A 20,918-nucleotide genomic window follows, 5' to 3' on the forward strand; every position below is an offset into this window, starting at 1 on the left:
GCATGACGGACCTCCCCCCGCACCACCCGGCCCCGGACGGTGTCCCGCTGTCGGTCAACCAGGAGGCCATGTGGGTCGGCTGGCGCATCGACCCCACCGCCGCGACGCATGTCCTGCCCGTCGCGTGCGCGGTGACCGGCGACCTGGTCATGCCGCGGCTGCGCCATGCCGTCGCCGCACTCGGCGCCCGGCACCCGATGCTGCGCGGGCGCGTGGTCACCGGCACCACCGGCGCCCGGTTGACCTGGCGCGACGCGGCACCGATCCCGGTGACCGAACGTACCGTGACCGCCCCTCGCGAAGAGGCCCTGCTCGCGGCCGCCCACGGCAGGCCCTTCGCTCTCGACCACGGACCGCTGGCCCGCGTGGAGGTGCTGCGCGGCCCGACGTACACGCTGTTGCTGTTCGTCGTGCACCACCTCGTCTTCGACGGCACGTCCGTGGTGCCGTTCCTGCTCGACCTGCAACGCGCCTACGCGGGCGGAGAACTCGGCCCGGCGGCCGACCCGGCTCCCCTGGAAGCCGCGGCGCTCCGGGGCCGCGCACTGTCCGACGGCCCCGAGGGCGACGACCACCGGACCTTCTGGCGCGAGCTGCTCGCCGAGCCGATGGGCCGGCAGACCCTGCCGCGCAGCCGGCCGGCCGACGGCGCATTCCGTTCGCGATCCCTGGGAATCGACCCGGAGCTGGAAGCCCGGCTGCGCGACCTGGCCCGCCAGGTCGGGGCGTCATACTTCACCGTGATGTTCGCCGCGCACGTTCTCCTGCTGCGCCATCACACGGGCCACGACGACCCGGTCGTCGCGGCGCCGCACCACGGCCGGAGCGGCCCGGATCCCACCCACCACGTCGGGTACTTCGTCAACGTCCTGCCCTACCGGCCGCGCCCCGGCGGAGCGCAGACCCACCGGGACCACCTGCGTCACTTCCACGGCCACGTACGGCAGGTGCTGACCCACCACGCGCTTCCGCTCCCGGCCCTGCTGCGGGCGGCGTCGCTGACCGGCCCCGCAGCGCACGAACGCACCCACGAGACGGTCTTCCAGTACTGGAACACCACCGTCGACGACCGTCTGGACGTACGGGACGTCGAACTCTGCGCACCGGAGGGCACCTGCCGGCTGGAGGTGATCGACATGCTCGACGTCGCCGACTACGCACTGACGGTGATGCTGCGCGAGGACAGGGCCGGCAGCACGATGGTGTGGAAGGACCCGGACGGCCGGTTCGGCGACGAGACGCTGCGGCGCCTGTCCGAGGACTACCTCGCCGTGCTGCGCGACATGGTCGAGCGCCCCGACGGCAGGGTGGCGGACAGCGCGGTCCGCATGTCCCCGTCCCTGGCCCGCACGGAGCCGCCGCCCTGCGCCGGGCCCACTCCGCTGCCGGAGCGCGGACCAGAGGTCGACCCGCGGCTCATGCACGCGATCGCCGAGGTGTGGAAGGAGGTGCTCGGCCTGCCGTCCGTGGCCGCGACCGACTCGTTCTTCGAACTGGGCGGCCACTCGCTGCTGGCCACGACGCTCGTCGACCGGATCGCCCGGCGGCTGAACGTCGACCTGGCGCCGGCCGACCTGTTCGGCAACCCACGACTGCGCGACCTCACGGGCGTCGTCGAGCGACGGACGGCCGGGCGGAGCGCGCGACACACCGCACCCGGCAACCGCACCGGCCCGGTACCGGCGTCCCCATTTCAGCAGGGCCTCTGGCTGGCCCAGCGCATGGATCCGGAGCACGCGCGCTATCACATCCCGCTGTCCTGGGCGGTGGACGGCCCGCTCGACGCACCCACGCTGAGAGCCGCCCTCACCGCTCTCGTCGCCCGTCACGAGATACTGCGCAGCGGTTTCGTCGAGCGGGACGGGGTGCCCCATCTGGAGGTGCTGCCGCCGTGGACGCCCGACCTCGACGAGGTCGACCTCCGGGACAACGGCGAGGCCGAGTTCGACCGTGCCGTGGCGGCGTGGGGCGAGACCGCGGCACGCACGTTCTCACTCGTCGACGGCCGGTTGCTCCGTGCCGCTCTGCACACCGGCCCCGGCGGCCGGCGAACCCTCTCGCTGTGCGTCCACCACCTGGTGCTGGACGGCGGATCGGTGCCGCTGCTCCTACGGGAGCTGCGCAAGTGCCACCGGGCCGCGACCGGCTCCGGCTCGCCGCTCCCCGCCCCGCGGCGCCAATACGGTGACCTGCTCGCGTTCCGGGCGGGACACGGGTCAGGCGACGCGGAGTTCTGGCGCCGGCGTCTCGACGGCGCGCCCAGCACCCTGGATCTCCGCCCGCCGCGACGGCCCGCGCCGCACGGCCGGTTCACCCTCGCGCTGCCCACCGACGTGACGACGGCTCTGGCGTCGGTCCGCGCCGGGTACCAGGTCTCCGATTTCATGATCGTGGTCTGTGCGGTCGCCGTGGCCCTGCACCGGCAGACCGGACTCGACGACCTGACACTCGGCTTCCCGGTGGCGAGCGGCCGCCCGCCGGCCTTCCGCGACGTGCTCGGCCCCAGCATGAACACCCTGCTGTTGCGGACCCGATGCACCCCGCGGACCACGGTGGCCGAGCTGCTGCAACAGGTCCGTGACGAGATCATCGCGGGCCTGGCGCACCAGGACGTGCCCTTCGAGCACGTCGTACGCCTGATGCGGCCGCCCCGCAGACCGGGCCGGACCCCGTATCTGGACGTCCTGGTCAACAGCGTCGACCGGTCCGGCTGGTCGATGGATCTGGGCACGGCGCGACTGACGCCGCTCGCGAGCGGCGACCGCGCGGACGGCGACAGCAAAGTACCCCTCACCGTCACGACGACCACCACCGACGAGGGGAGCCTGCGCGTGAGCCTGGCCTACCGCGGGGACCAGGTCGACCGGGCCGCGGCCACGGACCTGACGGACCAGGTCACCGCGCTGCTGTCCGGCAAGCTGCCGGCCTCGCTGGAGGATCCCGTCCATGAACGCCCCACCACTCGATCGGAGGTGACGGGATGAGGACGGCCACGCCGCCGGTCGGGACCCCCCGACGCCCGTTCCGCTTCGGCATCAACCTCACCGCGGCCTCCACCCGCCAGGCGTGGCTGGACAAGTGCCGCCGGGCCGAAGCGCTCGGCTACGACCTCATCGTCGTGCCCGACCACCTCGGCGTACTCGCCCCGTTCCCCGCACTCGTCGCGGCCTCCGCGGTGACCGAACGGCCGCGTCTGGCCACCTACGTCCTCAACTCCGCGTTCCACAATCCCGTACTGCTCGCACGCGAGGTGCTCACGACGCAGCTGGTCACCGGCGGGCGGCTGGAACTGGGTCTGGGCGCGGGATACGCGAAGGACGAGTTCGACAAGGCCGGCATCCCGTGGACGGGCCCCGGGGCGCGCGTGCGGCGCTTGACGGAGACGGTGACGCGGTTGCGCCGGATACTCGACGATCCGCGTCTGCTCGGCTGGTCGCGGGCGGTCGAGCCGCCGCCGCTGATCATCGGCGGACACGGTGACAAGATGCTGCGGCTGGCCGCCGAGCACGCCGACGTCGTTGCCTTCGCGGGCGGGACCGCGGGAGCCGGCGACCTCGCCGGCGGGGACGTCATGGCCGAGCGGGTCTCGTTCTTCGAGACCGCGGCGGGCGACCGGGCGGCGTCGATCGAACGCAACATCCTCGTCCAGACCGTCCTCGTCACGTCCGACCGGCAGCGGGCGATCGACACGCTGCGGCGGCGCGCTCCGCACCTCGCCGAGGCCCAGGATCTCGCGGAACTGCCCACGGTGCTCCTCGGCTCCCCGGAAGAGATCGCGGCCACCCTGCGCGCCCGCCGCGAGCGGTACGGCATCTCGTCGATCTGCGTGCACGAACCGGCGATGGCATCCTTCGCCCCGGTCATCGCCCTCCTCGCGGGGCGATGAGACAGGCCGCCCCAACGGACTCAACGGCCCTGCTCCGGCGGACAGTTGACGCGTCGCATGCGTCACACCACCGAGCAGGGCCGCGCCCGTGCTCAAGGACGGGAAGCCGAACCCTTCACGGGTCGGCCGTCAGGCTCCGTCACGACCAGCCCTGCGTCACCTTGTTGGGAGCGGTGTTCCAGCTCTTGGGTATGAAGGTGATCATGTAGGCCCCGCGGTCGAAGTCCGCGTAACCGGAGGACCAGTTACGGAACTTGCTCTCGTACACCTGCATGGGACCCAGGTCGCTGTTGGGCGCGTGATAGTGGTTGGCGTGGGTCCAGATGGTCTTGTCGGCGTCCGATTCCGTCTGAGCGCCGAACCAGCCGTAGTCAAAGTTGACCCAGCCCTCGCCGGGGTTGGCGGGACTGCGCGGAATGTTCCTGTCCTTCGACATGTCGACCAGGCCCGTCCCCGGGTTGGGCCGGAAGGCGTCCGGGTCGCCGTACTTCCTCTTCTCGGAGGAGCTGCGCTGGTCCTGTCCGCTCCAGAAGTGCTTCGAGTAGATCACTGCCTTCATCTTGGAGGGGTCGTAGTTGCCTCCGTCCCTTTCCTTGAAGGACGGGGTGTTCCTCAGCGCTGAGTAGAAGTTCGAGCGGCTGTCCTCGTAGAGCAGGGCGTCCTTGTTGTTCGTGAGCTCCGTCTTGAGGTTGTTGAGGTAGCTTCCCTCGTCGTGGGCGTTCTCCAGGGCCTTGTTCATGGTGGACGCCACCTCACGCGCCCGCTTGAAGCCCTTCGCCTCGTCGAAGTTGTCCTTGGCGATGCGCCCCTCGAACTCCGCCTGCGTTTCCCCGGACCGGGGCCTGGTGTTCTTCAGGTCGCTCTTGTACTTGTCCTCGTCGAAGGACGTGAACGCCAGACTGTTCGTCGGGTAGGGGCCCGAATTCGCCCAGGTGACGCCCACGCAGCCATAGGACAGCTTGTCCCGCTGCTCTACGGTCATCTGCTGCGCCTTGCCGTCGCGCTGGCTGTATACCTGCTGCCACTTGCGTATGTAGTTGTTGACGACCGTCGTTGCCCTGCCTCCGTAGGGCTGGTACGCGTCAGGCATCCGGTTGAGCGGCTCGGCGGCAGGGATTTCCCGGTCGTCGGCGGCCCGGAAGAGCGAGCTGACGCCCGGCGGTAATTCCGCCCGCGGCTTCCCGGGCTGACCGACGGCCAGACCTCTGGCGTTCAGTGCGTTGATGCTCTTGACGTCCTCCTTCGTCAGGCCGTGCGTTGCGGCGTAGGACCCTTCCTGCTCCCCGTCGCCGTTGCCGGCGGCCTGACTGACCGACGGCATGAATCCAGCGGTGCACATGACCGCGCCGACAGTGGCGAAGGCCATGAATTTCCGACGTTGAGACATGAAAATCAGTAACTCCCTTGTGACGAAATGCGATGGACGAGGGCAGGCGAGAGCACGAGGTGCTCGGGGGATCGCGGCGAGCTGCCACTCAGGACTGCGAGGGCCGCCGGGCCGGCCGCGTGCGACCGGTCCGCCCGCCGGGGGTGCCGGCCGCCCGAGTGGGACAGGGCCGGCGGTACGCCGTTACCTCAAAGGCGTTGCCTGGGCGGACAGGTCCGGGGTGGCTGCCTGGGCTCCGGCACGGGCCGCGCTCACGGCCACGGTGGGGAGGGTGCGCAAAACGATTCGGCCTCTCAAGGCTCGGCTCCTGGATGAGTGATCAGCTTGATACGAGCAGTGATCATGTCCTTGCACAGCCCCCTGGGCAAGCTGATGATCTTAAAACCGGCCAATCTGACATGTAGGGCTGTATCTGGCCATCTATCCGACCCAGGGTCGGTCGCGCGCCACGGTGACGGAGCCTCCGCGAAAACCCGTTGGCGGGCCGCCCTCACCACTGCTACGTTCCCGGAGGCCGTGCGAAAGAACGAGGAGGTGGTACCCGTGAACGCAGTATCGACATGGGTGCTCCCCTGCGGGGTCACGGTCGGGCGATAGGTCGTCCGGGAGCGCCGTTCACGAGCGCTCTCGAAAGGCACGACCATGCACATCACTTCTGAACAGCATCTCGACGACGGCGTCGTCGCACGCGAATTCATCCTGGGGGAGATCCCCGGCACTCTGTGGACCTCTGGATCCGCCCCGGCTCCGCTGATCCTGACGGCCCACAACAACGGCCTGCCCAGGAGCGAGCCCCGGCTGGTGGCGCGGGCCCGGCACTCCGCGGCGCACGGTTACGCGGTGGCCTCCATCGATGCCGCCGGGTGCGGCGAGCGGCCCCGTTCCGCCTCCGACGAGCGGGCCCGCGCCGAGCTGCGCCGGGCCATGCGGGCCGGCGAGCCGGTCGACGAGATCTTCGAGTCCTTCATCGCGCCGCTCGTCGACAAGGCGGTCCCGGAATGGCGGACCACTCTGGACGCCCTCCTTTCGCTGCCCGGGATCGGCGGTCCGGTCGGGTACTCGGGATGGGCCGCCCTCGGGATTCGGCTGGCGGCGATCGAGCCGCGCATCGCGGCCGCCGGCTTCTTCGCCGGCGGTTATGTGCCCCACGCCCAACGCGAGGAGGCGCGGCAGATCTCCGTACCGCTGCTGCTCCTGCTGCAGTGGGACGACGAAGGCAACCCCCGGCAGCGGGCCCTGGACCTGTTCGACGCCTTCGGCAGCAAGGAGAAGACGCTGCACGCCAATATGGGCGGGCACGTCGGCACCCCGTGGTTCGAGGTGGAGGACGGTGACCGGTTCTTCGGCCGGCACCTGAAGTGAGGCCGGGCCGTCCGGCCGGCGGCAGGCGGTAGGTGAGTCCGGCCGGGACGCTGCCCGTCAACGACAGCTCCCGGCTCTCCCCGCCGCGGGCCCCCGCTCACCCGCCGCGGGCCCCCGTTCACCCGGCGGGGGCCCGCACCGCCCGAAGCCACGAACTGTCCGATTCCAGCAGCGCTTCGAGCGCCGCCCCCACCGCCTATCCCCGCTGTCGGCGCCCGGGGTCTGGCTCGATTACTGTGCCCTGTGCACGCTGCGTGACGGGGTGGGCGAAACCATCCCCTCCGGTGCGGTATGCCGCCGAGGCGGCTGAGTCGCTCGACGGTGTTCAGCCGGGCGTCACCGGCTCCTTCGGTCACACCACGTGCCTCACCCGGCGGGTACGGTCCTCGTCTCCGCCTCGCCGCGCAGAGCGCGTTCGTCCGCGTCGGCCAGCCAGAAGAACACGGGCGGCAGACCGAGTTCGATCACCGCCAGGACGATCTGGAACCACTGCGGCCGGCCGTGCACGGCGAGCGAGATCAGCCGGCCCACGCCGCCCAGCAGAAAGACGCCCGCCAGCCACCGCACCGCGAGAGCCGGGATGGGTCGCTGTCGGGCGGCCCAGAGCCAGGCCAGCCCGTAACCGGCGAAGCTGGCCCCCATGAACCGGCCCCAGCTGTCGACCGTCGCGCCGGCCGAACCGGCCCCGGGGATCGCCGCGTTGCCGAGTGCGACGTGAAACAGACCGATCGCCACGCTGGACCAGCCCATCAGCTGGGTGAGTGCCCGAAGAGCCCTTGCCATGATCCCTCCACGTCTTTAGTTGACATGTGTCAACTAGCTTGCGGGTGCCAGTAGACACATGTCAAGTAACCTGTGCTCGTGCCTCCCCGCCAGCGACTCAGCCCCACCGATCGCCGCGCCCAGCTCCTCACCGTCGCGGCGCAACTCTTCGCCGCAGACCCATACGAGGACGTGCTGATGGAGGACGTCGCCAAAAAGGCCGGCGTCTCCCGGGCGCTGCTCTACCGCCACTTCCCCAGCAAGCACGCCCTCTTCGCAGCCGTCTACCAACAGGCGGCCGACCAACTGCTCGCCGAAACCCGCCTCGACCCCGCCGACTCCCTGATGGACCAGCTCATCCAGGGCATGGACGTCCACCTCGACTACTTCACGGCCCACCGAAACGCCGTCCTCGCCGCGAACCGGGTGCTCGCGGGCGACCCGGTCATTCAGTCGATCATGACCAAGGAACTGGACGCACTCCGCGCGCGACTGCTGGCCGTACTCCCACTCGCCGACGACGGCGCCCGCGAGGCCGTCTCCGCCGTCCTGAAAAGCTGGCTGGTCTTCGTCCAGGTCCTCTGCGTCGACTGGCTCAGCCACGAAACCTGCACCCGCACCCAGCTCCGCGACACCTGCATCGGCGCACTGCTCGGCGCCCTCCGGCCGCTGCTGCCCGACACCCCGGCCAACGCCTGGCCGCCGCACCCCTCCGACACGCCAGGTGCCGCCTGATCCGCGTGTCGAGAACGCGGCCCCGACTCCGTCCCAGGGGTACCAGTAGCCGGAACGCACTGCACGACGAACAAGGAGCACCCGTGACGATTCAGCGGATGGACAACGTAGGCATCGTCGTCGACGACCTGAAAGCCGCCATCGCCTTCTTCACCGAGCTCGGCATGGAGCTGGAAGGCGAGGCACAGATCGAGGGGACCTGCCCGGACCGGATGCTCGGGCTCGATGGAGTCCGCAGCGCCATCGCGATGATGCGCACGCCGGACGGCCACGGCAAACTGGAGCTGACGAAGTTCCACACCCCCGCGGCGGTCACCGCCGCAGCGCCCAACCCGCCACCCCACACCCTGGGCCTGCACCGCGTCATGTTCACCGTCGACGACATCGACAACACGATCACCCGCCTGCGCCGTCATGGCGCCGAACTCCTCGGCGAGGTGGCGCAGTACGAGAACGTCTACCGCCTCTGCAACCTCCGCGGCCCCTCGGGAATCATCGTCGCCCTGGCCGAACAGATCGGTTAGCTGCCCCTCGCCCCGACACCGGCGGCCGGCCGCGGAGCGCCCCTCATGGGCTTGTTCTCCGCCCGCGGACGCTTGAGCTCCTCGCGTACGCCGCTGGTGTGCCCGCGGCGACGCCGGTGCCGGTCGATCTCGTGCCGGGGGCACCCGGCGACGCACTGATTCCCGTGAGCTGCCGAGCGGTTCGGCGACCTGGACATGACGAGCCAGGACGGTTCCCAGAAGCCCGCGGCCAAGGTGAGCTAGGGGCTCGTAGGGGTTTTGGCCCGTCGTTGGCTCTGGTTGAGTCAGGGGCCCCACGGTGACCCTCCAGGAAGGACTCCACGTGTCTCAACCGATGAGTGGCGTCAAGGACCTGATGAGGGTTCCGGGTCTGCCCCGGCTGTTCCTCTGGTCGATGCTGGGCCGGCTCAACGTGTCGGCGCTGCCGATCGCGCTGTCGCTGATGCTGGTGCGCTGGAGCCACTCGTACGTCGTCGTCGGCCTGGTCGGCTGCGCACTGACCCTGGGACAGGGCGCGGCCGGGCCGCTGCGCGGACGGGCGGCGGACCGCGGCTCGACCGTCCGGCTGCTGGTCATCACGGGCGTCGGCTACACGACGGGCCTGGCCGCGATCGTGACGCTCGCGGCGAGGGCGCCCTCGTCCTCGTGGCCGGTGGTCGTGCTCGTCGCGCTGGTGACCGGACTCAGTGCCGTGCCGGTGTCACAGATCAGCCGGGCGGTGTGGCCCAAGATCGTCGGCTCGGAGCTGACCTCCGCGCTCTACACCGCTGAGGCGACCGCGTCGGAGGTGGTCACCACCACCGGGCCGCTGCTCGCCTCCCTGGTCATCGCCGTCGCCGGCCCGTATTGGGCGGTCGGTGTCACGGCGCTGCTGACCCTGGTCTCGGCCCTCGTCTTCGCCGCCTCGCTCGGCCGCGCCGGCGTGGGCGGCGAGCCGTTGCCGCAGCGCGGCGAGCGACTCGCCCGGCGGTCCCTGCTGACCGAGGGGCCCTTCGTCCGGGTGGTCGCCATCTCGATGCTGGTCACGGCCGCGATCTTCGCCGTCAACCTGTCGGTGGTGGCCTGGACGCAGAACATCGGCCGTCCCGCCCTGGCCGGGGTGCTGACCGCCTGTTGGACGGCCGGCTCACTGGCCGGCGGATTCGCACTGAGCACCTTCGCCCGGGGACTGCCCCGGGCGCTGCGGGTGGCCGGGATGGCCGTCGGGATGGCCGCGCTCGCCGTCCTGCTCCCACCGGTTCTGGGGACGGTGCCCCTCTGGCTGGTCTTCGTGGTGCTGTTCCTCGGCGGGACGGCCCTCGCGCCGACTCTGGCGGCCACCTACGAGCAGATCGCCGAGGCGTCCCCGGAGGACCGCAGGGCGGAGGCGTTCGGCTGGATGGCGACGGCAACCGCGGGCGGCGGCGCGCTGAGTGCGGCACTGACCGGGGTGCTGCTCGACCTCTCCGGGCCTGCGCTGCCCGTCGCCGCCGGCGCGGCGCTCGTCGTCGTCGCACTGGTGCTGACCGTAGTCGGCCGCAAACCGCGCGCACCGGCGGACGAAACGGTCGAAGAAGTCACCGCATGATCCGGTCTCGCCCCCCTCACCCCGCATTCCACCGGCCGACCGGCATCCGCCGGTCCACCTGCTGACGTACGCCCGGAAGACGGTCGAGCAGGTCGGCGTGGCACCGCCCGCGGGCCGGCAATTCCCTCACCGTGCCGGGTCACCGGCGGATCGGAGAACGCAACCATGGCCGACAGCATCGCGGCCGAAGAGGTCAGGCAATTCACGTACCAGGGTTACGCATTCGCCTGCCGGATTCTTGAGTGCCCGGAACCGGTCACCGAGCCGATCGTCGTCATGTGCGCGGCGTTCCAGAACATCCGCAGCTACCACCGCTACGACAAGTTCTGGCGCGACTCGGCCACCATCATCTGCATGGAGCCGCCGGGCTCGTACTCGCCCGACCCGGTGCCGCGGACCGTCGGATACGGCTTCGACGCGGACGCGTTGGCCTATCTGCTCGACGAACTCGATCTGTCCCGCATCAACCTGCTCGGCATCAGCCTGGGCGCCGCGCCCACGCACCGGTTCGCCCAGGAGTACCCGGAGCGGGTCGCGCGGCTGATGCTCACCGGCGCGGCGTTGGGCGACACCGCACGGCGCGGGGCCGCCGAACTCGAACACTGGCTGAGCCTGCGCCGCGCGGACGTGTTCGGGCACAAGATGGTGGAGCTGTGCGTGAACGGGGACCCGACCCGGACCGTACGCAATCGGGTGGCCGTCCGGCGTGCGCTGCTCGACCATCTGAGCTCGGCGTCGGAGGCCGAACTGGTGCGGTACCTCGCCGTCGCCCAGCGGTTGGCCGATCACCCGGCGACGCTGCCGGGCCGGATCTCCGGGATACCCGCCCTGTGCGTGACCGGGGAGCACGACGAGCTCGCACCCCCCGACCTGACGCGGACGATGGCCGCCGGCATCGACGGCGCGGCGTTCACGACCATGCGCGAGACCTGCCACGTGTCCTTCCTGGAACGCCATGCCGACTGGGCCGACCTGGTGCTGCGGTTCTTCACCGACCAGCCGCTGGCCGACCTCGACTACCTGACCGGCCTGGAGCATCCGGCCGGCCGCCCCGGGCACGACGAGTCGGCGTCCTCCGTATGGTGACCGTCGACCTGAGCGCGTACGGCCCCGGTTTCTTCACCGATCCGTACCCCTATTACGCCCGGCTGCGCGAGGCCGGGCCGGTGCACGAGATCGTCTTGGCCGATGGGGACCGGTTCTGGCTGATCGTCGGCTACGACGAGGCCCGGGCGGCCCTGTCCGATCCGCGTCTGGCCAAGTCCCTCGAACCGCCGAGCGAGGACGAGCGGCACGTCCTGATCACCGATCCGCCGGACCACACGCGGCTGCGACGGCTCGTCTCGCGGGAGTTCACCGCGCGCCGGGTGGCGGCGATGCGCCCGCGCGTCCAGGAGATCACCGACGGTCTCCTGGATGAGATGGTGGCCGGGGGGCGGCGAGCCGACCTGGTCCCGTCGCTGGCTTCCCCGCTGCCGATCACCGTGCTCTGCGAACTGCTCGGGGTTCCGTTCGCCGACCGGGAGGACTTCCGCGGCTGGACGGAGCGGGTTTTGGTGCCGGCCGAACCCGACACCATCGCCTGGTGGAAGAGCCGGGGTTTCGCGCAGGCCGGGATGGCCCTGACGGACTACCTGAAGAACCTGATCGAGGACAAGCGCCGTTCCACGCCGACCGGCGACCTGATCTCCTCGCTGTTGCGGACGACCGCGGAGGACAACGACCGCCTGTCGGCCGCCGAGCTGCACTCGATGGTGTTCATCCTGATCGTAGCGGGCCACGAGACCACGGCCAACCTGATCACCAACGGGGTACGCGCCCTCCTGGCGAACCCCCCACAACTGGCGGCGCTGCGTACCGACCCGGAGGGCCTGATCGACCAGACGGTCGAGGAGATGCTGCGCTACGACGGCCCGGTGGAGACGTCGACCAAGCGGTTCACCACCGAGGCCGTCAGCTACGGCGCCACGAAGATCCCGCCCGGGGAGACGGTTCTGGTCAGCATCGCGGCGGCGGGGCGTGACCCTGCCCGGTTCGAGCGACCCGACACGTTCGACATCCACCGCGGAACGACCGGCACCCGCAGCGGCCACGTCGCCTTCGGCCACGGCATCCACTTCTGCCTGGGTGCCGGGCTGGCGCGGATGGAGAGCCGGGTCGCGATCCTGACCCTGCTACGCCGCTGTCCCGACCTGGCGCTCGACATCGATCCGGCCGGTCTCGACTGGCTGCCGGGCATCAGAGTCCGGGGCGTACGCAGTCTGCCGGTGCGCTGGTGAGCGTTCCCGCACGCTGAACCGAACCGGCCCGGTCGTCCGGGTGGGCGACGGGGACGGCGCACAGGCGGGCGGCCGATCTCCGTTTCGCGCGGGAGGCGGCGATCCGCCGATGCCGGGGGCCACGGTGCGTCACGGCTGTCGGTCCCGGGGCTCGGCAAGGTGAAGGCCTTCCCCGCCGTACGTGTTCACCCGTCTTGGCGCCACGTCGAGACGAGTGCGACGGCCTGTCCGGGGTTGAGGCGGGGGTCGCACAGGGTGGTGCGGCGGACGGTGGGGGAGTCGAGGGCGCGGAAGTCGGGGGCGCATTCGGTGACGTCGTCGGGTGTGGCCTCCAGGTGGAGTCCGCCGGCGATGCCACCGGCGACGGTGACGGCCCGGCAGAAGGCCTGGACCTCCTCCGCCATGGTGGGCAGCAAGCGGGTCTTGTGGCCGTCGGGGGCGCTGACGGTGTTGCCGTGCATGGGGTCGCACAGCCAGATCACCGGGTGGCCGGCACGGTGGACGGTCCGGACGAGCGGGGCGAGGCATGAGTGCGCCGCATCGGCGCCCATGCGGGCGATGAGCGTGAGGCGGCCCGGACGGCGCTGCGGGTCGAGGCGGGCACACAGCGCGGTGAGGTCGGCCGGGGTGGTCGTCGGACCGACCTTCACCGCAACGGGGTTGAGCACCTCGGAGATCAGGTCGATATGGGCACCGTCGAGCTGATGGGTGCGCTTGCCGATCCAGGGCCAATGGGTGGAGCCGAGGAGGCGTCGTCCGTCGTCCAGGTCACGGACCAGGGGGAATTCGTAGTCCAGGACAAGTGCTTCGTGGCTGGTCCAGATCGGAGTCGAGGTACCGGTACCGAGGTGGTGTGCGTCGCCGGCGGGGCCGTGCCAGCCGAGATGCTCCATGACGTCATGGGCCGCCCGGTAGGCCGTCAGCATCCGCAGCGGGTCGTGGCGGCGGGCGGCGAGGTCGCGGGTGGGGGCGTTGACCATGTGACCGCGATAGACGGGCAGGTCGACACCGTCGACCGGTTCGACCAGGTGCGAGCGGGGCTTGGCGAACTGGCCGGCGATGCGCCCCACGCGCACCACCGGTTTGCCGGTCGCGGCCTGCAGGGTGTCGCCGAGCAGGTGCAGCAGGGCGGACTTGCGCGAGACGTGTTCCGCCGTGCATTCGTCGGGGTGCTCCGCGCAGTCACCGGCCTGGAGGACGTGGGCCTCTCCTCGCGCCACCCCCGCCAACTGGTCACCGAGTCCGCGGACGTCCTCCGCCCGCACCAGAGGAGGACGCTCGGCGAGGATCGTCCGTACCCGCTCCGCCTGGAAGGGGTCGGCCCAGTCGGGCTGCTGCCGGGCGGGATTGCGTGTCTGTGTGACGGAGCTACCCACCACAGCCTCCAGAGTGTCGGGAAGGGAACGTAGGGAATGCGGAGAAACGGGCGAAGCGGCCTCGACGGTTAACTCACCGGCACTCGCCTCGAAGAACATCCCGAAGTGCCATGAATCAGCCCTGTTCCCGGAATGCCTGATGGGGGACAGCGGCACAGGCTGACTTGACTATAATCAGCCCGCGAATGGCGCACCTCGCGCGCTGGCGAAAACAGGGGGGTGGTGCGGGAAAATAGGGGGGAATCCTAAATATTAGGGGTGAGTAAACCGGGTCCTCGAAATGAGTGGGGGTGTGCCTTCCGTAGGCTCCGCCGAGTGGTTCATGCTGTGAGCGCAGGCGCTCTTCGGCCGGCCGCCTGTTCTGGATCCGCCGTCCGTAGATCGCCATCCGGTCCAACTCGGCATGGAGGGGGTGAGTTGGTCTTCGATGCGGACTTCCTTGTTGCGACGTAAAATTTCCCGGACGTATCCGGGGCCTGGCCGCCGCCCTGGTGCGGGTCTGCCGGCCGCCCGGTCGCTCGCCGCTCAGGCCCCCGGGGCGACGGACTCGCGCTTGAACCCCGTGGCCGGGCGCAAGGCGCTCGAGCGCAGTGTCTGTGCGCCGTTCACCACTCCCCGGGCCGTTCACCACGGTCGTCCGCCGCCGCCTGCCGTACCCCTCCCTCGCGGGGAGTGCCGGCATGTTCAAAAGGGCAAAGATCTTCTGGGGAGCTGGACTCCGGACCGGGCATCCATGCAATCTGACAGAGCGAGATCCGCCGAACCCGTCCGTCCGGTCCATTCCGGATCCGAGGAAGTCGGTCATCCACAGAAGTGCGGATGCTGCCACGTATCCGCACATTCTTTCTTTCCGAGTCCTCCGTGGCGACGCAGATCTCCAGAATTCCAGCCGAATCCGTAGCGATGAGCAGAGGGGATGGAGAGTGGACGTGCCGGCACCGGGCTCAGCCCGACTCCTTTTCCGTCACCGCCTCACCCGCGGTGCATTCTCGCCATCGCCTGCGTGGTGATGTCTCCGCGGTCGACCGGCCGTCAGGAACGATAAAAGGCGGGGGTAGAGGGAAATGAGGTTGACGTGCACTTACGCGTACAGGGCACTCCTCGGACAGACGTGGACGGCGCGATATCGCCGCTCGGTGGTCCGGGGGAACGCCGGCTGCTCACCTGTCTTCCGCTGAACGCCGACCGGGTCCTGGCCACCCGCACGCTGCTCGGTGTCCGGCGGCCCGACGAGGCTCCCCGCACCGCGGGCAAGGCGATCGGCCACGTCGTCCGGTATCCGCGGCTCGACCTGCGGCCGGGTGCGGCACTCGCCGACCGGCGGGCGGTGATCCGCACCGGCCGGGAAGGGGCGCTCCGGAGGGTGGGCGGCTGGACCCGGAAGAGCGCCTCGATGTCGGACCGGCGGTCGGCCACCTCCGGCGGGCAGCGGGCGCACTGTAGGAAGCCGTCGCCGAGGGCCCGCTGGGTGAGCGGCTGAGCGGTCGGCCGGCGCCGGCGCTCCACCGGTGCGGTCGGCGGACCGACGCTGTCGGTCGTCGGGCACCTCGGGGGCGAAGTCGTAGAGCGGTTCGGACCGGAGCCGTCGGGGGTACCGCGTCGTCCGGAACGCGCCATCCTCGAACACGCTCCCGGACCTGGAGATGCCGGCGGCCGGGTCCGCGAGGAGGGCCGAAGGGCGCACGGGCGGGCCGGGGTGCCGCCACCTCCTCGCGCCGTAGGCGCCATGTCGGCCGGATGCCCCCGACGCCCGTGACGCTCCGTCCGTGAGCCGTGTGCCGGCGCGGGTCGGCAAGGGGCCACAGGCGTGGGCACCGGGTGGTGTCCGACCGGGTGGCGGGCGGCGAACGACGGAGTACGAACCACCGGTTGACGGCTCGGAGAGGGGGCGACATTTCCGAACTCGACCTCGGTATCCAGCCATTGAGGCATTCCAGGGGCGAAGGCCGGTTGATACGGTCCGTCGTCAATGTCGGATGTTCATTCCTCGATGCGCATACATCATCACGCGCATCCAAGCCAATAGTGCGCTGCTGACTTGCAGTTGTGTCTTGCGAGAGGACCCCCGTGAGCGACATCCTTGAAGTAGTTCTGTCGAAACATGCGACCCCGGAGTTCGAGAACTGGCAGAAAAATGGGGGACTCCTCTTCCTTCGTGGACCGAAGTGCGCAGGGAAGACCACCACGCTCAACCGGATCTGCGCAGCGGAAGCGGACTCCGGAGCGCTGAGCCTGTGGGCGACGGGCTGGCTGAACGAGTACGGTTCCCCGTTCGGGGTCCTGCAGCAGATCCTGGACCAGTTGGACGCGGCCGAGGAGGGCGGGGACCGGCCCCACGGCGCCGGCCCCTCGGCGTCCCTCGCGGATGGTCTGCGGAACCCGTCCGGCCTGACCTTCGAGTGGGTGTACGCCCGACTGTTGAAGATCGCGGCGAGACGTCCCCTGCTCATAGTCGTCGACGACATCAACTACGTCGACGGCCCCTCGCAGTTGTTCCTGCGCTTCGTGGCGCGACGGCTGAAGGGGACGCCCATCCGGCTGGCCATGGCCGAGCGAACAGGGTGCGCCCTCTCGTTCTGCGACGACCTGCGCACGGACATCCTGCGACTGCCGTACACCAGCCTGGTCCGGATGCGGCTCCTGGGACGCAAGCAGATCGCCTGGTCCCTCACCGAGCACCTCCCGCAATTCCGCGGCTCCATCCCGTGCTCGGCGGCGCACCGCATGGCCGATGACCTCCATGACCTGACCGGCGGCAATCTGCTTCTCATCGACGTTCTGCTGCGGACGTGGCTCACGTCGGCCGATCCGAAGCCGGAGGAACTGACCGTCGACACGGCCTTCCACGACGGCGTCCGGGGCATGATCAGCGACACGGACATGCCCGGCATGCTCAGCGGCGCCCACGCGGTGGCCGTCCTCGGCGACTTCGCCTCCCTGCCACGGCTGGCCCGACTGCTCGGGATCGACATCACCAGGGCCAGCAGGATCTTCGGTGCGCTCAATGACCTCGGCATGCTGGCCGGCGACTGCCTGCGGCCCGACATGCGCCGGGCGCTGCTCCAGGACGAGAGCTTCACCGCGCGCGGCGAGCTGCATCTGCGGGCCGCACACGTCCTCTTCGAGGACAGCGCGCCCCTGACACAGGTCGTGGAGCATCTCACCGCGGTGGGGATGATCGGCGCACCGTGGGATCTGCCGCTCGTCCTGGGCCTCGTCAACCAGGCCCTGAAGAGCGGCAGTACGGACGTCGCCGGCAGGCTGCTCAAGCTGGCCAAGGGCTCCGCGGTCGGCCCCGAAGAGCGCTCCGCCGTGGAGATGATGCTGCTGCGCACCACCTGGCTGACCGACCCGGGGCTGGTGGCCTCCCTGCTGCCGACGCTGGGCCGCGCCGCCTTCCGTGGTGTCCTGAACGCCACGGACCTGGCGTTCCTGGTGCGAGCGGCGCTGTGGCACGGTCTGACGGAGCTGGCCGCGGAGCTGATGCCCCTGATGCGTGAGAAGGCTCCGCGGTCCCCCTACCCGGCCGAGGTCGGTCTCGCGGAAGCGCTCTACAGCCTGTGGAGCGGTATGCCGATGGACTGGGCGACGCTGGAACTGTCCTCCTCGAGCGAGGCCGACGAGCGTTACGGGCCGGGCGCCGACGTGCATTCCCTGCTCACCGGTCTGCGCAAGATCCATGCCCCGGCCAATGAGGGAGACCGGGCCCAGGCGATCTTCTGGGCCGAGCAGGTGCTCCAGGGCATCCGGGTCCAGTCCTCCGCGGTGGAGACCCTGTTGTTCGCCTACACCGTGCTGGAGAGCCTGGGCTCCCTGCCCGCCGCGCGGCCGTGGTTCACCCAGCTGTCGGAGGCGCTCGAAGCGCATCCGTCGCCGCTGTGGGAGGCCCTGGTGTCGGTCGTGCAGGCGAAGATCTCGTTGGAGCTCGGTGACCTCGGCTCCGCGTACCGGTGGATCCAAAAGGCGCTCGCGCGCAAGCCCTGGCACGAATGGGGCGCGCCGATCGCCAGTATCGCCGCGCTGCTGGTCCAGACCCTGACGGAGATGGGCAGGCCGCAGGAGGCCGCGGAGGTGCTCGACCGGCCCATCCCCCCGGCGGCGTACCAGGGATGTGGCGGGCTGAAGTACGTCTACGCCCGCGGCAGGTATCACCTGGCGACCGATCGGCTGCACGCGGCGCTGGCCGACTTCGAGTCGTGCAGGGACATGAGCGCCTCCCTGTGGATCGAGACGCCCGCGCGCGCCGACCAGACCCATCTGGTGCCCTGGCGCTGCGGGATGGCGGAGGCGTATCTGGCCCTCGGGGACGTGGCGGGTGCCCGGGACGCGCTGCGGCAACAGCTGCAACAGCTGCCCGAGGAGGAGACGTCCGTCCACGGGACCACGCTGCGCCTCCTCGCCAAGACCACCAAGGACGACGCCCGGCGGCTCTCCCTGCTGAAGAACTCCGCGGACACACTGGAACGCGACGGCAGCAGGCTGCAGCTCGCCTACACGCTGACCGAACTCGCCGCCGCCTACCGGGAGACCTCGCGACTGAACCTCGCCCGGACCACCTCGAAGCGGGCCCGGCGCATGGCCGAGCAGTGCGAGGCGGGACGGCTGCTCGCGCTCGTCACCACGGATGCCCATGGGCCCGGACGGGACATGCAGCCGGTCTGCCACCACCCGGAGCTCGCCGAACTGAGCTCCGCCGAACGGCGCGTGGCGGTCCTGGCGATCCTGGGACACACGAACCGGGAGATCTCCGGGAAACTGTTCATCACCGCCAGCACGGTGGAGCAGCACCTGACGCGCATCTACCGAAAGCTCCGCGTGCAGCATCGCGAGGACCTGCTGGACAGGTTCTCCACGGTGTTCATGGCCCTCGAACAGAGCGGCTGAGACCGACCAGTCCGCCCGTCCGGGAGTGCGGGGGAGCGGAGTCCGCTCCGTTCGCGTGCCCCCGCTCCCGCACGTCCTCACCCCACGGCGACGCGGGATATCCGGTGCGCCGCGCGCAGGCCCTCCGCTGTGGCCCGTACGGCGTTGAGCCCGTCCGTTCCCGCGGCGCCGCCCGCGGTGACGACGGGGACGCCCGCCCCGCGCAACAGCGGAGCCAGCTCGTCGACCGGGACCTGGCCCACGGCGAGCACGACATGGTCGGCGTCGAGGGAGCGCTCCGTGCCGTCCGCGTCGGCCAGGAGGACGCCGGTGGGTGTGATCTCCCGGTAGGTCACGCCGGTGAGCATCCGTACACCGGCGGCCCTCAGGTTCCGCATGGCGACCCAGCGGGTGCTGGGGCCGATGCCCGCTCCGATCCGCCGGCCACGCCGCAGCAGCGTCACCTCGCGCGGTGCGTCGCGGACGGCGGGTTCCCTCCCGGAGCGCGGAGTGCTCCCGGACACGGCGTGCCGGGCCAGGAATTCCTCCGGCGTCACCTCGGCATCCGGGCCGGTGGTCAGGGTGTGCGCCAGGTCGACGGCGATACCGCCCCCGCCGATGATGACGATCCGTCCGCCGAGCGCTTCGGGATCGGCGAACGCCTGCGCGTAGTCGCGGACATGGGGCAGCTCCGCGCCGGAGAGGGACAACCCGGCGGGGAGCACACCGGTGGCCAGCACCACACCGTCGAATGACCGCAGCTCCGGGACGTCCGCGACGCCGAGGCGACGGCCCAGGTGCAGCGGCACACCGGCGTCCCGCAGTTCCCGTACGTGATGGCGGATGGTCCCGGCGAACTCCGCCTTCCCCGGCACCCGGGAGGCCAGCCGGAACTGGCCGCCGGCGTGGGCCGCGGCTTCGTACACCTCGACACGGTGGCCGAGGCCGGCCAGCGTGCGGGCGGCCTCCAGTCCGGCGATGCCCGCGCCGATCACGGCGTAGCGGCCGAACGGCCCCCTGCGGAGGCGGGCCGGCTGGGGCGGGGGGAACTGCCTCTCGTGTCCGGCTCTGGGGTTGACGAGGCAGGACACCCTTTCGGTGCCGAAGGAGCGGTCGATGCACGCCTCGTTGCAGGCGATGCAGGTATTGACCCGGTCGGGGCGGCCGGCGGCCGACTTGGTGACGAGCTGCGGGTCGGCCAGGAACGGCCGCGCCATGGCCACGAAGTCCACCTCACCACCGGACAGCGCCTCGTTGGCCTGCGCGAGGTGCGGGAAGCGGTTGGCGGCGATCACCGCGACATCCGAGTGTCCGGCTGCCAGCAGCGCGCGTTTGAGTGCCTTGGCGCAGGCCGCCCAGGTACCGGCGGGGACCTCGGACTGCACGGTGGGCACCGGGGACTCGTGCCAGCCCACGCCCACCGAGAGCGCGTCGGCCCCGGCCCCGGCGAGCGCCACCGTGAGCGCGGCCACCTCGTCCGGCGGAGTGCCCCCGGCCACCAGGTCGTTCCCGGAGATGCGGAAGAGCACCGGGAAGTCCCGGCCCACGGCCGCGCGGACCCCGCGCAGCACCTCCAGGGGAAACCGGCGCCGCCGTGCGGCGTCACCGCCCCACGCGTCGTCGCGCAGGTTGGTCAGCGGTGCCGTGAACTGGTTGATCAGATAGCCCTCGGAGCCCATCACCTCCACGGCATCGAATCCGAGGGCGCGTGCGGCGGACGCGCCCTCGGCGAAGTCGGCGATCGTGGTGGTGATGTCCCCGGGGGACATCTCCCGGGGGGTGCAGCGCGCGAAGGCGCTGTGCACGGGCGACGGGGCGACGGGGTGCCCGGCTCCCTCGCGGGCGCCGGGCCGGGCGTACCGCCCCGCGTGAAAGAGCTGCAGAGCGATCCGTCCACCGCGCTCGTGCACCGCGCGCACCGCCGCCGAGAGGGCCGCCCGGTCCCGGGAGTCACCGATCACCCCGTACCCCGGGCCGCCCGCGCCCACGGCGTTGACCGCCACGCCTCCGGTGACGATGAGCGCCGCGCCCGCGGCCGCGCGCTCGGCGTAGAACGCGGCCAGCGCCGCGCCGTCATCGTCCCCGGTCTCCAGATTGAGGTGCATGGCGCCCATGACGATGCGATGCGGAAGCCGCATGGTGCCGAGGGAGCCGGCTCGGAAGACATGGTCGTACAC

At 70.7% G+C, this 20,918-nt stretch carries 14 protein-coding genes; 10 read left to right on the forward strand and 4 right to left on the reverse strand.

Features of this window, described 5'->3' with window-relative positions; all coding sequences use genetic code 11:
• Nucleotides 1-2 precede the first annotated feature (2 nt).
• The gene (locus tag ACQP17_RS33905) at nt 3-2,984 is read left to right on the forward strand and encodes a condensation domain-containing protein (protein WP_433859750.1); all 2,982 of its coding nucleotides are present in this window, start codon (nt 3-5) and stop codon (nt 2,982-2,984) included.
• Complete coding sequence (locus tag ACQP17_RS33910) at nt 2,981-3,886, forward strand: TIGR03621 family F420-dependent LLM class oxidoreductase (protein ID WP_433859751.1); 906 nt, start codon at nt 2,981-2,983, stop codon at nt 3,884-3,886. Before ACQP17_RS33905 ends, ACQP17_RS33910 begins: the two co-directional genes overlap by 4 nt.
• Nucleotides 3,887-4,025: 139 nt before the next feature.
• On the opposite strand, the gene ACQP17_RS33915 is transcribed toward ACQP17_RS33910, so the two are convergent.
• The gene (locus ACQP17_RS33915) at nt 4,026-5,273 is read right to left on the reverse strand and encodes a protein-glutamine gamma-glutamyltransferase (RefSeq protein WP_433859752.1); all 1,248 of its coding nucleotides are present in this window, start codon (nt 5,271-5,273) and stop codon (nt 4,026-4,028) included.
• A 642-nt stretch (nt 5,274-5,915) separates the two neighbouring features.
• On the opposite strand from ACQP17_RS33915, the gene ACQP17_RS33920 reads away from it, so the two are divergent.
• Complete coding sequence (locus ACQP17_RS33920; protein WP_433859753.1) at nt 5,916-6,635, forward strand: dienelactone hydrolase family protein; 720 nt, start codon at nt 5,916-5,918, stop codon at nt 6,633-6,635.
• 366 nt (nt 6,636-7,001) lie between these two features.
• Here the strand turns inward: ACQP17_RS33920 and ACQP17_RS33925 are convergent, their stop codons facing one another.
• Nucleotides 7,002-7,418, reverse strand: a complete 417-nt coding sequence (locus ACQP17_RS33925) for a DUF4345 domain-containing protein (protein WP_433859754.1) — start codon at nt 7,416-7,418, stop codon at nt 7,002-7,004.
• A gap of 78 nt (nt 7,419-7,496) precedes the next feature.
• Here ACQP17_RS33925 and ACQP17_RS33930 point away from each other — a divergent pair, with 78 nt between their 5' ends.
• The 5 genes from ACQP17_RS33930 to ACQP17_RS33950 all read left to right on the forward strand — a co-directional run bounded on the left by ACQP17_RS33930 (nt 7,497) and on the right by ACQP17_RS33950 (nt 12,502).
• On the forward strand, nt 7,497-8,132 hold the full coding sequence (locus ACQP17_RS33930; RefSeq protein ID WP_433859755.1) for a TetR/AcrR family transcriptional regulator: 636 nt from the start codon (nt 7,497-7,499) through the stop codon (nt 8,130-8,132).
• 98 nt (nt 8,133-8,230) lie between these two features.
• Complete coding sequence (locus tag ACQP17_RS33935; RefSeq protein ID WP_433860080.1) at nt 8,231-8,656, forward strand: VOC family protein; 426 nt, start codon at nt 8,231-8,233, stop codon at nt 8,654-8,656.
• Between the two features lie 322 nt (nt 8,657-8,978).
• On the forward strand, nt 8,979-10,223 hold the full coding sequence (locus tag ACQP17_RS33940) for an MFS transporter (protein WP_433859756.1): 1,245 nt from the start codon (nt 8,979-8,981) through the stop codon (nt 10,221-10,223).
• Between the two features lie 165 nt (nt 10,224-10,388).
• Entirely contained in the window at nt 10,389-11,309 is a 921-nt protein-coding gene (locus ACQP17_RS33945; protein WP_433859757.1) for an alpha/beta fold hydrolase, read from the forward strand.
• Nucleotides 11,303-12,502 carry a cytochrome P450 family protein gene (locus ACQP17_RS33950; protein WP_433859758.1) on the forward strand — a complete coding sequence of 400 codons (1,200 nt, stop codon included), beginning with the start codon at nt 11,303-11,305 and terminating at the stop codon, nt 12,500-12,502. Before ACQP17_RS33945 ends, ACQP17_RS33950 begins: the two co-directional genes overlap by 7 nt.
• Before the next feature lie 185 nt (nt 12,503-12,687).
• On the opposite strand, the gene ACQP17_RS33955 is transcribed toward ACQP17_RS33950, so the two are convergent.
• On the reverse strand, nt 12,688-13,878 hold the full coding sequence (locus tag ACQP17_RS33955) for a 3-deoxy-7-phosphoheptulonate synthase (protein ID WP_433859759.1): 1,191 nt from the start codon (nt 13,876-13,878) through the stop codon (nt 12,688-12,690).
• A 1,075-nt stretch (nt 13,879-14,953) separates the two neighbouring features.
• Here ACQP17_RS33955 and ACQP17_RS33960 point away from each other — a divergent pair.
• Together ACQP17_RS33960 and ACQP17_RS33965 are read left to right on the forward strand one after the other, a co-directional pair.
• Nucleotides 14,954-15,358: a hypothetical protein gene (locus ACQP17_RS33960; protein ID WP_433859760.1), complete on the forward strand. Its 405-nt coding sequence runs from the start codon at nt 14,954-14,956 to the stop codon at nt 15,356-15,358.
• 587 nt (nt 15,359-15,945) lie between these two features.
• Nucleotides 15,946-18,762, forward strand: coding sequence for a LuxR C-terminal-related transcriptional regulator (locus tag ACQP17_RS33965; protein WP_433859761.1), 2,817 nt, complete (start codon nt 15,946-15,948; stop codon nt 18,760-18,762).
• 77 nt (nt 18,763-18,839) lie between these two features.
• Here ACQP17_RS33965 and ACQP17_RS33970 read toward each other — a convergent pair whose 3' ends face one another.
• Entirely contained in the window at nt 18,840-20,918 is a 2,079-nt protein-coding gene (locus ACQP17_RS33970; protein WP_433859762.1) for an FAD-dependent oxidoreductase, read from the reverse strand.

This window comes from Streptomyces kronopolitis (assembly GCF_050953795.1).
Taxonomy (GTDB): Bacteria; Actinomycetota; Actinomycetes; order Streptomycetales; family Streptomycetaceae; genus Streptomyces; species Streptomyces kronopolitis_A.

Coding starts and splice junctions, on each gene's coding strand:
- ACQP17_RS33925 (WP_433859754.1), bottom strand. CDS start 7,418: ATGGCAAGGGCTCTTCGGGCACTCACCCAGCTGATGGGCTGGTCCAGC.
- ACQP17_RS33945 (WP_433859757.1), top strand. CDS start 10,389: ATGGCCGACAGCATCGCGGCCGAAGAGGTCAGGCAATTCACGTACCAG.
- ACQP17_RS33905 (WP_433859750.1), top strand. CDS start 3: ATGACGGACCTCCCCCCGCACCACCCGGCCCCGGACGGTGTCCCGCTG.
- ACQP17_RS33915 (WP_433859752.1), bottom strand. CDS start 5,273: ATGTCTCAACGTCGGAAATTCATGGCCTTCGCCACTGTCGGCGCGGTC.
- ACQP17_RS33935 (WP_433860080.1), top strand. CDS start 8,231: ATGGACAACGTAGGCATCGTCGTCGACGACCTGAAAGCCGCCATCGCC.
- ACQP17_RS33950 (WP_433859758.1), top strand. CDS start 11,303: ATGGTGACCGTCGACCTGAGCGCGTACGGCCCCGGTTTCTTCACCGAT.
- ACQP17_RS33920 (WP_433859753.1), top strand. CDS start 5,916: ATGCACATCACTTCTGAACAGCATCTCGACGACGGCGTCGTCGCACGC.
- ACQP17_RS33910 (WP_433859751.1), top strand. CDS start 2,981: ATGAGGACGGCCACGCCGCCGGTCGGGACCCCCCGACGCCCGTTCCGC.